The following is a 15,553-nucleotide window of genomic DNA, read 5'->3' as shown; positions in this document are numbered from 1 at the left end:
TTTCACCCCCTCCAAAGTCAATATTCACAACTATGCATTTTTGCTGTGAATTCAAATTATTCCAGTAGACCATTAGTCCTTTACAAACCAATGATTACTATATCACAAAATATTTTTCTGAACAATGCAAATATTATAAGATAAACTTTTCAATGAATAAAAATACATAATGAAAGAGATTTCTCTTCTTTTAGCAACTTTTATGTCATAAGTATTCAAGAAAATTTATTTAAATTAATTGACCAATATTTCCCTCATCTACATACTCTAGTAACATTTACCCACTATTTTGTAATGTTAATCTTCAAATTGAAATATTTTTTTATAGATTGCCGCGTTCCCCTTCTTTTCATACCTCCATAATGCTAATTATCACAACTATTTTTTCCATGTAATTTTCACCCTTCCCACTCCAATACCTTTTTAAGACTTTTTACTATAATGAACAAAACAAATCGGAAAGATTACTGTTTGCAAAACGTAATCATTACGATATAATGAGTGGCAGAGAAACTTACGGAAGGGAAAATCACTTATGAATAATCGCTTTTTTAAATTAGCGTTATTATTATCTATTTCTACGTTTATCCTTGTCGCTTGTGGTCAAGATGAGTCAGACTCTAAAGCGGATGGAAAGCTTACCATTTATACAACACTTTATCCTCTTGAATACTTTGCCGAACGGATTGGAGGAGAAGATGTAACGGCTGAGTCAATCATTCCTCCAGGTAGCGATGCACATAGCTTCGAGCCAACAACTAGAACAATGGCCGAATTAGCTGAAGCAGATTTGTTTATATATAATGGTGCAGGTATGGAAGGGTTTGCTGATGCTGCACAAGATACGCTAAGCAATGAGGATGTCATGGTTCTTGAGTCTGCTAAAGACATCCATCTAGATGAATCCGAAGAAGAGCATGAAGAGCATGAGCACGAAGAGCACGCCGACCACGACCATGGTGATATGAATCCCCATATTTGGATCGATCCAATTCTTGCAATAGAGCAAGCTGAAAATATTAAAGATGCTCTAATCGCTCTCGATCCTGATCAGAAAGAAACATTCGAAACTAATTTTAGTTATTTGCAAGAAGAATTATTAGCCTTGGATCAATCCTTCCAAGAAATGGCTGATCGTGCAGATAAGAAAGAATTTCTCATCTCTCATGATGCTTATAGCTACTGGGAAAGTCGTTATGGCCTTGAACAATTAAGCGTCTCGGGTCTTTCTCCTTCTCAAGAACCTACTCAAAAACAATTAGAAGAAATTATCGAAACAGCAAAAAGCCACAATTTGAAGTATATGCTTTTCGAACAAAATGCTACCCCCAAGCCTGCTAAAGCAGTTCAAAAAGAGCTTGGACTCAATACGCTTCGCATCCATAATCTATCTGTTTTAACCGAAGAAGATATCGAAAATAACGAAACATATTTCACATTAATGGAAAAAAACATTCAAACACTCCAAAAAGCCTTGTCTGAATAACAAAAAACCTCCCAGTGTTTTTACACTGGGAGGTTTTTTGTTTATTGATAAATATGAACAAACGGTTCTTCTTCGTTAGGATCTTTCACAATCATACTTTCTGTTTCTCCGTTATTTGTGATGTAGATGGAGACCGGAAGCTCCTGAGGAAATGTATCATTTCGTTTCTTGACAAGACCGTTTACGAACTGTGTAAACGAAATGACCTCCGCTTTGCTATAGAATTGGATTGGTATTTCAACCTTCAATTGTGTAAGCTCATCCTGTTTGTAGAACCCGGTGCCAATGACACCTACAAAGTTTGGAAAGAAATCCTGGATTTCACGTGTGAAATCATCAAACTTCTCTGCTTCAGCAGGGTACTCGTCGGAGGCTGCAGAGGAAGGAAAAGCAACGTACTTCTCATTTAAATCCTTCCAAGAATCCGGGCTGGATTTCCCTTCTCCTACAATGGTGCTCGCCACAAAGTTTCCTGGGACAACTGATTGTCTTGGTTGCTCTAAAAACAGAGTGAACATGATAGGTACGTCATGCTCAGCACGAATTTTCTTCACAATTGGTTCAATCGATTCCTTCGCCTTAGAAATCACTTCTTCTTTCCCTAGTTCCACTGAACCAGTATATTTCAGGCCATTCTCATCAAGAACTGAATAAGGATATTCAGAATAAAGCGATAAGGCAATCGAGATTCCGCCTAGTTGTAACTCGTCATCTTTGTTTTGAACATAGTAATCTTGTTCATGTATATAAGATAAGAATTTAGGGTTTTTCTTCTCTGCTTCAATTACTTGCTCATAATTAGCAGGATTTTCTTCCACTCCGAGCTGTGGATTAAGTCCCTCATTTACTTCCTTCTCTTTATCTTTTTCAGCTTCTTCTTTCGTTACACCATTATCTCGATACAGCCAGCTATGAATTTGCTCTGTATCAAAAAGCTGACCTTCTTTAAAGAAATATTTCTCAGGATCAAATTGCTCTTGAGAAAGTCTGATTAAACCCATCTCAAGCGCATCAACATCGAGACGGTTATCAACGCCAGCCGTGATTAATCCCCTAACTTGTGAAGTATCAAGAGAATTTTTATCCCCATCCTTCTCAAGTACTGAACGATAATACGTTTCAGATGTTTTGATATCTTCACTAACAATCATTTCTTCGCTATCTTCGCCTTCTGAATCATTCACTTTCACTGTATCGTCCTGATCGCCCTTCATAAAACTTGGAACACAACCGGATAATACGAGCGAAAGGGCCATGATACTAACGATGAACGTTTGCTTCTTTGGCATTACTTCCCTCTCCTCATTCGTTTAACTCTTCAAGGAACCTGTTCTCACTCCACACGTCAATGCCAAGAGACTCTGCCTTTTCAAGCTTAGAACCAGCATCTTCCCCTGCAATGACAAGATCTGTGCTCTTACTTACACTACCTGTCACCTTTGCGCCTTGTTCTTCAAGCTTCTTCTTTGCTTCCCCGCGACTCAACTGTTCTAACTTACCAGTGAGTACAATTGTTTTGCCCGCAAACACGGAATCAATGTCTTCTACCGCAACTGGCTTAGGCCCTTTATAGGTCATATTAACGCCAGCTTCTTTTAATTCTTCAATTAGTTCATGCACTTCTTCGTTTTGAAAATATCGCACAACAGAATCAGCCATTTTCTGTCCCACTTCATTAATTGCTTCAAGATCTTCTATATTTGCTTGAACAATACTGTCCATAGAGCCAAATTGTTGTGCAAGAGTTTTCGCAGCTTTTGCACCGACATGGCGTATCCCAAGACCAAACAACAGTTTTTCTAATGAATTATTCCTTGAGACGCTTATCGCCTCAAGAAGGTTGGAGACTGACTTCTCACCCATTCGCTCTAACTCAATAAGTTGATCGTGTGTCAGCTGATAGATATCTGCTACATCATGAATTAATTCCTCTCGAAACAGCTGAGTAATCACCCGTTCACCTAGTCCATCAATATTCATTGCATTGCGTGAAACGAAATGAATGAGTCCTTCACGGAGCTGAGCTGGACATTTTGGATTAATGCATCGAAGTGCGACCTCTTCTTCTAATCGAACGAGATCACTATCACATTCAGGACATTTTTCAGGCATAGAAAATGCTTTTTCTTCACCTGAACGACGATCTTCAAGCACTGAAACGACTTCAGGAATAATGTCTCCTGCTTTTTTCACAACGACATAGTCTCCAATTTTAATATCCTTCTCACGAATCAGATCCTCATTATGAAGAGATGCACGCTGCACGGTTGTCCCAGCAACGAGTACTGGTTCTAAAACAGCAGTGGGAGTGACGACACCAGTTCTGCCCACATTAAGCTGAATATCCAAGAGCTGCGTTACAACCTCTTCAGCAGGAAACTTGTATGCAATGGCCCATCGTGGACTTTTCGCAGTAAATCCTAGCTCCTCTTGTTGATTGAGGGCATCTACTTTCACAACAATCCCATCGATCTCGTATGAAAGATCAGGACGTTTCTCTGACCAACCACCGATGTAATCAATAACATCATCAATCGTGTTACATCGCTTCCATTCTGGATTGGTTTTGAATCCTAGCTCTTTGAGAAAATCAAGGCCATTTGAATGTGAACTAATTTCCCTGCCTTCAACCGTACCTACACCGTATACAAAAATAGACAAGTTGCGGCTAGCAGCAATCTTTGGGTCAAGCTGGCGAAGAGAACCAGCCGCTGCATTTCGAGGATTTGCAAATAAATCCTGATCATTCTTCTCACGTGTTTCATTTAATTTCATGAAGGATGGCTTTGGCATGAACGCCTCACCACGCACCTCCATGCTAACATTTTCGCTTAAACGAAGTGGGATAGCTGGAATGGTTTTCAAATTCTGAGTAATGTCCTCTCCTACCGTGCCATCCCCACGTGTGGCTCCACGCACAAGAACTCCATCTTCATAAATAAGTGAAACGGCAAGACCGTCTATTTTTAACTCGCATACATACGAAAAGTTTTCGCCAATTCGATCACGTACACGTCGGTCGAAGTCCTTCAAGTCCTCTTCACCAAAAGCATTACCAAGGCTTAGCATTGGTACTCTGTGTTCAACTTTTTGAAAGCCTTCAAGCGGCGTGCCACCGACGCGCTGAGTTGGAGAATCTTCCGTTTTAAGTTCATGATTCTCTTCTTCCAGGTTAATTAATTCATTCATCATCCGATCATACTCGGCATCAGGAACGGTCGGCTGATCTAGAACGTGGTACTCGTAATTGTACTGATTTAAGAGCTGACGAAGCTCTTCGATGCGCTTTTGCTTTTCTTCCATCGTCAAACCTCACCTTCTAAAATGACTATTGCTTTTCAATAGGCGCAAACTTCGCTAACAAACGCTTAATTCCTACCGGGTTAGGGAAAGCAATATCAAGCTCAGTCGAGTCACCCTCACCCTTAACGCTAACGACCGTACCAACGCCCCATTTACGGTGACTTGCTTTATCTCCTACTTTCCAATCGAGTGAATCTCCACCTGTTGAAGTAAGTTGAGGACGTCTAGGCGTCTTAGGAGTAGCAGGTCTTGAAGAAGGTCGGGAACTAGTCCCACCAAACGGTGTAGCTGGCTTTTCTTGACCTTGCTTCTCAAGTAATTCTTCTGGTATCTCTCCTATGAAGCGGGACACAGGGTTCGCGTTTGTTTTTCCGTAGAGTGTTCTAAGACGAGAATTTGTCAAGAAAAGCTCTTCTTCTGCTCTTGTAATACCAACATATGCTAGACGACGCTCTTCTTCCATCTCCTCCTCCTCAAATAGGGAACGACTATGCGGGAATACTCCTTCTTCCATCCCAATGAGGAAAACAACGGGAAATTCCAAACCTTTAGCTGAATGGAGCGTCATAAGTGTAACAGCTTCCCTCTGCTCACCTTCATCCTCATCTAACTTATCGATATCCGCAACGAGCGCAAGGTCTGTTAGAAAAGCGATTAGGCTTTTATCTTCACTTGCTTTCTCAAATTCTTGTGTAACAGAAAGAAATTCATCAATGTTTTCAAGTCGTGTTTGTGATTCGATTGTATTCTCATTTCTTAACGCATCACGATACCCTGACTTATCAATTACTTCCTCAACAAGTTCAGATACGGCTAGATATTCCTGCATTTGTGACCAGTTTGCCATTTGATTACCAAATGATTTAAGAGTCTTAGTGAAACGAGCGCTTAACCCGATCTGCTCGACTTCTTGAAGAGCTGTAAAGATAGAAATATCCTGATTAGCCGCATATTGTGCTACCTTGTCCATTGTCGATGCACCAACACCACGCTTTGGAACATTTACAATTCGAAGTAAGCTAATATCATCATCTGGATTAGCAATGAGACGGAGGTATGCTAGAACATCTTTAATCTCTTTACGGTCGTAGAACTTTGTACCGCCGACAATGTTGTAATGGATGTTCGACTTATTTAAAATTTCCTCAATCACACGCGACTGGGCATTCGTACGATAAAGAATCGCTATTTGTGAATTCGTTCTCTGTCCGGTATTCACCATATCAAGGATTTTCCCTGTTACGAAACGACTCTCATCATGTTCATCGTTTGCCTGATAATAAGTAATATGTGGCCCATCATCATTATCCGTCCAAAGCTTTTTAGGCTTTCTATTCGTATTATTTTCAATAACCACATTGGCCGCTTGTAGAATTTTCTTAGTTGAACGATAGTTTTGCTCAAGGAATATCGCACGTGCACTTGGATAGTCCTTCTCAAAGGAAAGAATGTTCTGTATATCTGCACCACGCCAGCGGTAGATCGACTGATCAGAATCACCAACTACGCAAAGGTTCTGATATTTCTCAGCCATGAGTTTAACAAGGATATATTGTGCCTTGTTTGTATCTTGATACTCATCAACATGAATATACTGAAATTTACGCTGATAAAACTCGAGTACTTCCGGCACCTTTTTGAACAACGTGATCGTCCGCATAATCAAATCATCAAAATCAAGCGCCTGGTTTTTACGAAGCTGCTTCTGATATTGCTCATATGCATCAGCAACAACACTTTCGTAAGGCCCCTTTGCATTCGCTTTATAATCTTCAGGAGTTTCGAGTTCATTTTTTGCAGAGCTAATACTGCCAAGAATCCCTCTAGGCTCAAATTTCTTTGGATCTACGTTCTGCTCTTTCAAAATCTTCTTAATAACAGTCAGCTGGTCCCCAGAATCAAGAATGGTGAAGTTGCGGTTAATTCCAATCCGATCACCGTCTCTTCTTAAAATACGTACGCACATAGAGTGGAATGTCGAGATCCAAATATCTTCCGAGACTGGTCCCGTAATCGAATTTACTCGTTCTCTCATTTCTCGCGCCGCTTTATTCGTAAACGTAATCGCAAGAATATTCCAAGGAGATACCTGTTTCTCCACAAGAAGATACGCAATACGATACGTCAGCACTCTCGTTTTTCCACTACCTGCTCCAGCCATAATTAAAAGCGGTCCATCCGTGTGCTTGACCGCTTCTTGTTGTTCGGGATTTAGCCCGTTTAGTAACTTATCAACTATTCGTTGCATGTTTTCGCACTCCTCACAAACGTATGTTCTTGTTTCTTATTTTACCTGATCGACAGGAGAGAATCAATTTCCTTTCACAGCAGCAACAGTTTTTATCGCCTGCTTCATATTATCGTATATGACGTTCCCGACAATAATCGTATCTGCAGAAGCTGCCATTTCTTTCGCTTTCTCAGGAGAGTCAATTCCGCCACCATAAAAAAGTTTCGTATCGTCAAGAACCTGGCTCACTTTCCGAACAAGTTCTGCATCTCCATATGTTCCGCTATATTCAACATAAAAAATGGGCAGTTTGAACATTTTCTCTGCCATCCGAGCATAAGCAAGAACATCAGCTTCATCTAGATTAGTATGAGCAGAAGTTAACTGAGCAACCTTAGAATCCTGGTTTAAAATACAATATCCTTCCATCACAATTTCATCCCAGTTCATGATTTCACCAAAATCTTTCACAGCTTCATGATGTAATCCGGTCACCCATCGGCTATCTTCCGTATTCAACACTGTCGGAATAAAATAAAAATCAAATCCTGGTGTCACTGCCTCAACAGTGGATACCTCAAGAGCACATGGTACCGCGTAACGGCGAATTCTAGCAAGTAAATCTAAAGTCCGATCAAGCGTAACGCCATCACTACCACCAACAATCACCGCATCCGTCCCAGACTCACAAATCGCCTCAAGATCATAATCCTCTATCTCCTTATTCGGATCCAGCTTAAACACATGCTTCCACTCTCGAAAATCAAACATCCTAACCCTTCCTCCCACTTTTCCTCATAAATTGGATTATATCAAAGAATACATGAAAAGCGGAAGTGGGCGTTTAGGTCCGACAAGCGCTGGAGCCCCATAAAAAGAACACGGTCTTTGTGTTCATTTTATGGGGTGAAGCGATCGAGAGGCTGGGCGCTGTAGCTGGATAATGAAAAGCGGAAGCCTCCGTTTAGACCCGCCAGGCACTGGAGCCCTCCAAATTGAACACGGTCTTTGTGTTCGAGTTGGAGGGTGAAGTGACAGAGGGTCTGGAGGCTGCAGCTGGATCATGAAAAGCGGAAGTGGGCGTTTAGGTCCGACAAGCGCTGGAGGCATTTCATTTGAACACGTCCTTTGTGTTCGGATGAAATGGTGAAGCGATCGAGGACCTGCCCACTACAGCTAGATCTACAAAAAGCGGAAGCGCTCGTTTAGCCTTCACAAACATCTGCAACCATTTAAAATCCATAATTCCGCGATTTCCTCGATAATTCCGCGATAATCTAATTTTATCCGCGAAATCGATCATTATTTCCGCGATTTCTCAAATATATCCGCGAAAAGACAAATATCCACCAACACGCCAACCAAAACAAAAATGAGCCGGAAGCCGGCTCATTTTCTACTCTTTATTGTGAACACGATCAAGCGTCATTTGATAGCCATCGTTTCCATAGTTTAAGCTGCGCTTTACTCTGGAAATCGTTGCGGTGCTTGCGCCTGTTTCTGTTTCAATTTTATGATACGTAAACCCTTCACGTAGCATTCTTGCTACTTCCAAACGCTGAGCAAGCGATTGTATCTCATTTACAGTCGCTAGATCATCAAAGAATAAATAGCATTCTTCAAGATCTTTCAATGAAAGAATCGCTTCAAAAAGTTGGTCAAGTGTCTTACCTCGAAGTTTATCAATTTGCATTCTAAATCCACTCTCCTTACTTAAGTATGTTTCGTCTATATGTTGCATTCTGTAACGTTCATCTTGATGTGCTATTTTTACAGCTTTATATTCATTTTAACAATTCAACCGAATAAAATCATGCACTTCACTCCGTTAAGAGGTTACTTTGTTATAGTTTAACGCATTATCGAAGGAAAAAGTACCATTTTCCTTTTCACATCATAAATTCCTTGCTGCGTCAATCGAATAAAAGGTAAATGTGTTGAAGAAAAGAACAACAAGCTATAAACGGGATCTTTATATAAGTAGCCTCTATCTTCTAGTTCTTGTATCATTCTCTTTTCAACTTTGATTAGTTCTTCAAGTGGAAGATCAGACATTTTGCCCATGAGAGGAAGTTTAATTTCGGATATAACTTCTCCATCTTCTACAAGAGAGATCCCCCCACCAATTTCATTTATTCGATTAAAAGCTGTCATCATATCCGCTTTATTTTTCCCAATGATAATAAAATCACCCGTATTTGAAAAGCTGCTTGCAAACCCTTTCACTTGATTAGCGAAGCCTTTAATGATCGTATTTACACGCCATTTCCCTTCACGACTGAGAAGCATCATAAAGCTTTCATCAGAACCTGAAGGTAGCTCTTCAACGGACGTCTCGACAGAGAGATTATAAGGCTTTGTAATAACAGCATTCACCATTTCAATTCCTGCCGGACCAGAGAAAGTTAAATCGTTTGATTGGATTTCCCACGAATTATCAAGTGGAGAAAGCCCATGACCTTCCCAATCAAAAGACCAATCCTGTTCTACTTCATCACGATCGCGCTTTAACCATTTTCCACGCGCTAGAACAGAGACCGGAAGCGGATCTTCTTTTGATGCAAGAATATTAATGTGAGCCACTCTACCCGGTGCTATCATACCATGCGTATCGCTTATACCGTAATGGTTTGCAACATTATATGACACCATAGAATACGCATCTTCTGAAGGGACTCCTTTCTCAAGTGCTATTGCAATTAACTTGTCCGTTGTGCCATTTTCCAGAAATGAAGGCGTCGATCCATCTGTATTCATCATAACGCGGTCAAAGGAAGTAACTCCTTTCTTCAGCAATGATTCGAGAATGACAGGTAGATCAGGTCTTATCGAAGAATAACGGAGGGACGTCATCATACCCATCTCTAAGCGACGAATCGCCTCCTCTCCTGTCATCGCTTCATGATCACACGAAACGCCAAGAAGCCCCATCTTCGTTAATGTTGCGAGAGAAGCACCAGGGAGATGTCCTTCCACTGGTTTACCGAGTCTTCTCGTCTCCTGCATCCATTCTAATATTTCATCATCTCCTCCGAGAACATCAGGCCATGCGGTAAGCTCTCCACCCTGTATCACAAGTGGGTGGGCCAGCCATTCCTTCATATTTTTATTCGTAATGGCCTCTTCATCGAGAAGCTGTGTTTGAGAATCATATCGCGCCCACCAATACATCGAAACGGGATACTCATCTAAATTCTCAATCAATGTAAGCGCTTTCTCTTTTGTCAAACCTAGAAGGAATAAAAGGTTATCATTCATCATTGTTGTTGTCCCCCGCTGCGATGCATATCGCGCAAGTGTAAGGGGATTATATAGTTGAAATGGATGTGCATGTGGTTCAATATAACCTGGCACGAGATATTTCCCATTACAATCAATCCATTCAGTTGACGGGTGCTTTTCAGGGAGATCATCGCCTACGTACACAATACGATCTTCATAAACCCATATATTCGATGTAATCCATTTTTTAAGTCCATTATTTAAATATGTTGCATTGTAAAAAACGATCGATGGAGGCAGTTCTCCAGACACTACTTGAACGTGTTGTCGTAATTGCTGCTTTGTCCATAAATTTTTTCGTTTTGCCAAAACCATCACCCGCTTCAAGAAGTTTTCTTTATTTTAACATAATTTCGACACGTTGCTACTTTAGATTTGTGAATGAAGAAAGGAGTTTTTCAATTGAAGCCAAACATTAGTATGATGAATGCCTTTATTCGACTGGCTACTGGATTCACACTTCTTGCTTATTCAACCGCAAAGCTTTCGAAAGAAGAATCCAAATCAGCCTGGATAATCGCCGCAATCGGTGCCATGAAAGTAGCTGAAGGACATACGAGGTATTGCCCCATCGTTGACCTCATGACTCCCGATGAAAAACTTGATGCAGATGAAACGGCACTTGAAAGAGTGATTAATCCTTCTTAACGTTTTCATAAAAAAACTTCCCTGCATTCAGGGAAGTTTCATCTACCTTATCAAAAGGAGGTCTATTTATGCTCGAGTATATAACAGATACATGGTTAATTTATACGATGATTATTGGAAGTATCGTTGCGATTACATTCGCCTACATTAGGAAGAAACGTGTGAAATAGCGCGATGCCCAATGTCTGTTCGATAGAAGCCTTCCGTTACTTTTACATTTTCTAATTCTTTATATACCACCTGACTCGCTTCTCTCAAATCATCACCTGCAGAAGCAACAAGTAGTACACGACCTCCGTCTGTTACTAGCTTTCCACCGATTTGTTTTGTTCCGGCATGAAAAACAAGAGACTCTGATCCAACCTGATCAAGCCCAGTAATCGCCTTGCCTTTCTCATAGCTACCTGGGTAACCACCTGAAGCAACGACAACACCAATAACGGACTGTTCGCTCCATTCAAGCTTAGGTGTTTTACCCTCGAGGAGATCAAGGATAGCCTGGACGAAGTCTGATGTCATTCTTGGGAGAACGACTTGCGTTTCTGGATCACCAAAGCGCGCATTAAATTCAATCACTTTCGGTCCATTAACTGTTAACATAAGGCCAGCATAGAGAATTCCGGTAAAGGAGCGGCCATCTGATTTCATTCCTTTTGCTGCAGGACGTAAAATCGTCTCAACCGCATGATCCACAGTATCTTGAGAAATTTGCGGAACAGGAGAATAGGCTCCCATCCCTCCTGTATTTGGACCCTCGTCACCATTGAAAGCACGTTTATGATCTTGAGAAATAACAAGTGGGTAAACACGATCACCTTCGACAAGAGCCATTAAAGAGAATTCCTCACCCTCTAGAAATTCTTCTACTACAACACGTTCACTAGCAGCACCAAACTGATTGTTCTCCATCATATCATGAAGGCTTTCAAGTGCTTCCTCTAGTGACATTGCCACCACAACACCTTTACCTGCAGCAAGTCCGTCTGCTTTTAGGACGATCGGCGCCCCGACTTTTTCAACATAAGCTTTCGCTTCGATATAGTCAGTGAAGGATTTAGAAAATGCGGTAGGAATGTTATGCGCAACCATTAATTCTTTAGCAAACGTTTTACTTCCCTCAATCAAGGCTGCTTCCTGTCTTGGGCCAAATACACGCAGTCCTTCCTCCTCAAAGCGATTTACAATCCCGTCGAGAAGAGGTTGTTCAGGGCCAATAAGCGTTAAATCAATGTTTTCCCTTTTTGCGAAGGCAACAAGTTCCTCATGATCACTCTCTTCAATTGCCACAAGCTGACTAACATCCGTCATACCTGCATTACCAGGAGCGACAAAGACTTGATCAACAAGGCTGCTTTCCGCCGCTTTCCATGCCATTACATGCTCGCGGCCACCGCGACCAATTACCAATACCTTCACTCGAAAAACCTCCTCTTAATGTTTAAAATGACGAATGCCAGTAAAGACCATTGTAATGCCGTATTCATTCGCTTTCTTGATGGAGTCCTCATCGCGAATGGAGCCGCCAGGTTGAATAATAGCTGTTACGCCAGCGCGACCTGCTGCTTCAACAGTATCATCCATTGGGAAGAAAGCATCTGAACCCATAACTGATCCCCTGCTCTTCTCACCTGCTTGCTCGATGGCAATATTCGCAGCACCTACACGGTTCATTTGTCCTGCACCAATTCCAATCGTTTGGTCATTCTTCGTTAGAACGATAGCATTTGATTTCACATGTTTCACAACTTTCCATGCTAACTTCAGTGCTTCCCACTCTTCTTCTGTCGGTTCACGATCGGTTGGAACCGAAATATCAGCTTCATCGAATCCATAACGATCACGCTCTTGAAGTAAAAGGCCACCATTAACGGAAGTTAACTGATGTTCAATCGCAGGAGAGGCAGAAACATCAAGCTTCAATAAGCGAAGGTTCTTTTTCTTGGTTAACACAGCTAAAGCTTCTTCTGTAAACGAAGGTGCCATAATAATTTCAAGGAAAATTTCTTTTAACTTAAGCGCTGTTGCTTCATCCACTTCACGATTAATCGCGACAATTCCACCGAAAATCGAAGTGGAATCAGCTTCATATGCTTTTTGATAAGCTTCTACAACCGTTTCACCAGTACCAACTCCGCACGGGTTCATATGTTTCACAGCTACAACAGCCGGCTGATCAAATTCCTTCACAATATTAAGCGCCGCATTGGCATCGTTAATATTATTATAAGAAAGCTCTTTACCATTTAACTGCTCTGCTGAAGCAAGTGAAGCTCCAGTATATAAAGGTTTTTTATAGAAAACAGCTTTTTGATGGGGGTTTTCACCATAGCGAAGCGTTTGTTTCCGTTCAAATGTTACCGTAAGTGACTCAGGTTCTTCTTCTCCTGATTGAGCAGTTAAATATTCCGAAATCACAGCATCATATGAAGCTGTATGGCGAAATACTTTTGCGGCAAGCTCACGACGAAGAATTCCGGTTGTATCACCATTTTCTTCAACTTGTCGCAAAACCCGATTGTAATCAGAAGGATCCACTACAACTGTTACGTCCCGATGATTTTTTGCAGCAGAACGAAGCATCGTCGGTCCGCCAATATCAATATTTTCAATTGCTTCTTCATAAGTAACATCTGGTTTTGCGATTGTTTCCTGGAAAGGATATAAATTCACAACAACAAGATCAATTGGCTTGATATTAAGATCATCCAACTGTTTCTGATGAGCTTCATTATCACGCACAGCTAGAAGACCACTATGTACGTTTGGATGAAGGGTTTTTACGCGACCATCTAGAATCTCTGGGAAACCAGTTACGTCAGAGATGCCAATCACGTCTACACCAGCTTCTTCTAGAGCACGCTTTGTCCCCCCTGTTGAGATCACCTCAACCCCTTTGTCCGCAAGTCCTTTTGCAAATGCTGTAATATCTGTTTTATCAGAAACGCTAATCAACGCCCGTTTAATAGCCATAATGATTCCTCCTACTACCTTTTGTTTTTTTCCTAAAGAAGGGAACGGATGACGGCAGGGTATAAAAGATGCTCTACTGCCTGGATTTTACTTGCCAGGTCATCCTTCGTGTCGCCCTCATCAATCCGAACACTGTCTTGATCAATGATTTTTCCGGTATCCATTCCCTCGTCCACGAAATGAACGGTTACGCCTGTGATTTTAACACCTGCTTCAAATGCTTGTCCGATTGCGTCCTTTCCGGGGAAAGAAGGAAGAAGAGATGGGTGGATATTCACAATTCTTCCTTCGAAGCCTTGAAGCAATGTTGGACCGATTAACCTCATATAACCTGCGAGAATAATCCACTCAATACCAGCATCATGTAACTGCTGAAGAATAAATGTTTCAAAGTCAGCTTTCGATTCATACGATTTAGGATAAAAGGAAAGGACAGGAATGCCAAAGCGTTCTGCCCTTTTTTCAACCTTAGCTCCAGGACGATCACAGACTACGAGTGCCACTTCTGCTTCAAGCTGTCCCTTTTCAATCGCTGCGGCAATCGCTTCAAAGTTCGAGCCGCTCCCAGATGCGAATACGGCTAGCTTCTTCACGACAAGTCACCGCCTCCGAATTCGATTCCTTCTCCCTTTACAACGCGTCCAATCATGTAAGCACGCTCACCATCCTGCTCAAGTGCTTTGATGACATTAACCGCAACATCTTCTGGAACAGCAAGGACCATCCCGATACCCATATTAAATGTTGTAAACATTTCCTTACGAGCGAGACTTCCCTTCTTTTCGATCAAATCAAAAATAGGAGGAACCGGCCATGAACCATAATCAATTTGTGCAGCCAGCCCTTCAGGAAGCATACGCGGAATATTCTCTTCAAAACCTCCGCCTGTAATGTGTGCAATCCCATGAACAGTGTTAGATTGAAGAACATTTAGAACAGGTTTAACATAGATACGCGTCGGTGTCAGCAAAGCATCTCCAAGCGTCATACCAAGTTCGTTATATGACGCTTTCAAATCCATATCATTATCCTTGAGAAGCACTTTACGTACAAGGGAAAAGCCATTACTATGAATACCGTTTGATGCGAGGCCAATGAGAACATCACCTTCTGTCACATTCTCTGTTGTAATCAACTGAGACTTCTCTACAGCGCCAACTGTAAAGCCAGCAAGGTCATAATCATTCTCTTGGTACATGTCAGGCATTTCAGCCGTTTCACCACCAATGAGTGCACATCCTGCCTGTGAGCAGCCTTCTGCAACGCCTTTCACAATTTGTTCGATCCGCTCTGGTGCAAGCCTACCGGTTGCAATATAATCCAAGAAATAGAGCGGTTCTGCGCCTTGTGCGACAACATCATTTACGCACATCGCAACACAATCAATCCCAATTGTGTCGTGCTGATCGAGTTGGATCGCAAGCATGAGCTTCGTGCCTACTCCGTCCGTCCCTGAAACGAGAACTGGCTTCTCATAATTGAGTTCTGACAGATCGAACATGCCACCAAAGCCACCAAGTCCTCCCATAACTCCCTTACGCATCGTTTTTTTCACATGCGGTTTAATCCGATCTACCGCTTCATAACCTGCTTCTATATTAACGCCTGCCTGCCTGTATGCTTGTGCCATAACG

13 protein-coding genes are annotated in these 15,553 nt (G+C 41.7%); 3 read left to right on the top strand and 10 right to left on the bottom strand.

What is annotated here, in order from left to right:
* Window positions 1-535: 535 nt before the first annotated feature.
* Window positions 536-1,486 (top strand): metal ABC transporter solute-binding protein, Zn/Mn family, encoded by a 951-nt coding sequence (locus tag Q4550_RS14140; RefSeq protein ID WP_303533690.1) that lies wholly within the window; start codon window positions 536-538, stop codon window positions 1,484-1,486.
* 41 nt (window positions 1,487-1,527) lie between these two features.
* Here Q4550_RS14140 and Q4550_RS14135 read toward each other — a convergent pair whose 3' ends face one another.
* From Q4550_RS14135 to Q4550_RS14110, 6 genes are all read right to left on the bottom strand, one after another.
* Complete coding sequence (locus tag Q4550_RS14135) at window positions 1,528-2,775, bottom strand: CamS family sex pheromone protein (RefSeq protein WP_303533687.1); 1,248 nt, start codon at window positions 2,773-2,775, stop codon at window positions 1,528-1,530.
* Between the two features lie 13 nt (window positions 2,776-2,788).
* Window positions 2,789-4,789, bottom strand: coding sequence for an NAD-dependent DNA ligase LigA (gene ligA / locus Q4550_RS14130; RefSeq protein WP_303533684.1), 2,001 nt, complete (start codon window positions 4,787-4,789; stop codon window positions 2,789-2,791).
* A gap of 25 nt (window positions 4,790-4,814) precedes the next feature.
* Window positions 4,815-7,037, bottom strand: coding sequence for a DNA helicase PcrA (gene pcrA / locus Q4550_RS14125; RefSeq protein WP_303533682.1), 2,223 nt, complete (start codon window positions 7,035-7,037; stop codon window positions 4,815-4,817).
* 63 nt (window positions 7,038-7,100) lie between these two features.
* Window positions 7,101-7,790 carry a heptaprenylglyceryl phosphate synthase gene (gene pcrB / locus Q4550_RS14120; RefSeq protein WP_303533680.1) on the bottom strand — a complete coding sequence of 230 codons (690 nt, stop codon included), beginning with the start codon at window positions 7,788-7,790 and terminating at the stop codon, window positions 7,101-7,103.
* A 625-nt stretch (window positions 7,791-8,415) separates the two neighbouring features.
* A complete protein-coding gene (locus Q4550_RS14115; RefSeq protein ID WP_136948324.1) occupies window positions 8,416-8,712 on the bottom strand; it encodes a YerC/YecD family TrpR-related protein in 297 nt (98 codons plus the stop codon).
* Window positions 8,713-8,870: 158 nt separating this feature from the next.
* A complete protein-coding gene (locus Q4550_RS14110; protein ID WP_303533675.1) occupies window positions 8,871-10,616 on the bottom strand; it encodes an adenine deaminase C-terminal domain-containing protein in 1,746 nt (581 codons plus the stop codon).
* Between the two features lie 87 nt (window positions 10,617-10,703).
* Here Q4550_RS14110 and Q4550_RS14105 point away from each other — a divergent pair, with 87 nt between their 5' ends.
* Window positions 10,704-10,949 (top strand): YgaP family membrane protein, encoded by a 246-nt coding sequence (locus Q4550_RS14105; RefSeq protein ID WP_303533673.1) that lies wholly within the window; start codon window positions 10,704-10,706, stop codon window positions 10,947-10,949.
* Window positions 10,950-11,017: 68 nt separating this feature from the next.
* The gene (locus Q4550_RS24615) at window positions 11,018-11,119 is read left to right on the top strand and encodes an EYxxD motif small membrane protein (RefSeq protein WP_336622850.1); all 102 of its coding nucleotides are present in this window, start codon (window positions 11,018-11,020) and stop codon (window positions 11,117-11,119) included.
* Here Q4550_RS24615 and purD read toward each other — a convergent pair.
* Genes purD through purM form a run of 4 tightly spaced genes read right to left on the bottom strand, consistent with a single transcriptional unit; the run spans window position 11,097 to window position 15,549 of the window.
* Entirely contained in the window at window positions 11,097-12,365 is a 1,269-nt protein-coding gene (purD, locus tag Q4550_RS14100; RefSeq protein WP_303533670.1) for a phosphoribosylamine--glycine ligase, read from the bottom strand. The two genes, Q4550_RS24615 and purD, sit on opposite strands and share 23 nt — an antisense overlap.
* Window positions 12,366-12,380: 15 nt before the next feature.
* A complete protein-coding gene (purH, locus tag Q4550_RS14095) occupies window positions 12,381-13,919 on the bottom strand; it encodes a bifunctional phosphoribosylaminoimidazolecarboxamide formyltransferase/IMP cyclohydrolase (protein ID WP_303533668.1) in 1,539 nt (512 codons plus the stop codon).
* A 32-nt stretch (window positions 13,920-13,951) separates the two neighbouring features.
* Window positions 13,952-14,512 carry a phosphoribosylglycinamide formyltransferase gene (purN, locus tag Q4550_RS14090; RefSeq protein ID WP_303533666.1) on the bottom strand — a complete coding sequence of 187 codons (561 nt, stop codon included), beginning with the start codon at window positions 14,510-14,512 and terminating at the stop codon, window positions 13,952-13,954.
* Window positions 14,509-15,549, bottom strand: coding sequence for a phosphoribosylformylglycinamidine cyclo-ligase (purM, locus tag Q4550_RS14085; RefSeq protein ID WP_303533663.1), 1,041 nt, complete (start codon window positions 15,547-15,549; stop codon window positions 14,509-14,511). Before purM ends, purN begins: the two co-directional genes overlap by 4 nt.
* Window positions 15,550-15,553 lie beyond the last annotated feature (4 nt).

The sequence above is a fragment of the Anaerobacillus sp. 1_MG-2023 genome (genome assembly GCF_030547345.1).
GTDB lineage: Bacteria > Bacillota > Bacilli > Bacillales > Guptibacillaceae > Guptibacillus > Guptibacillus hwajinpoensis_B.
The sequence above is the reverse complement of the archived record's forward strand: the minus strand, read 5'-3'. Positions and strand labels throughout refer to the sequence as shown.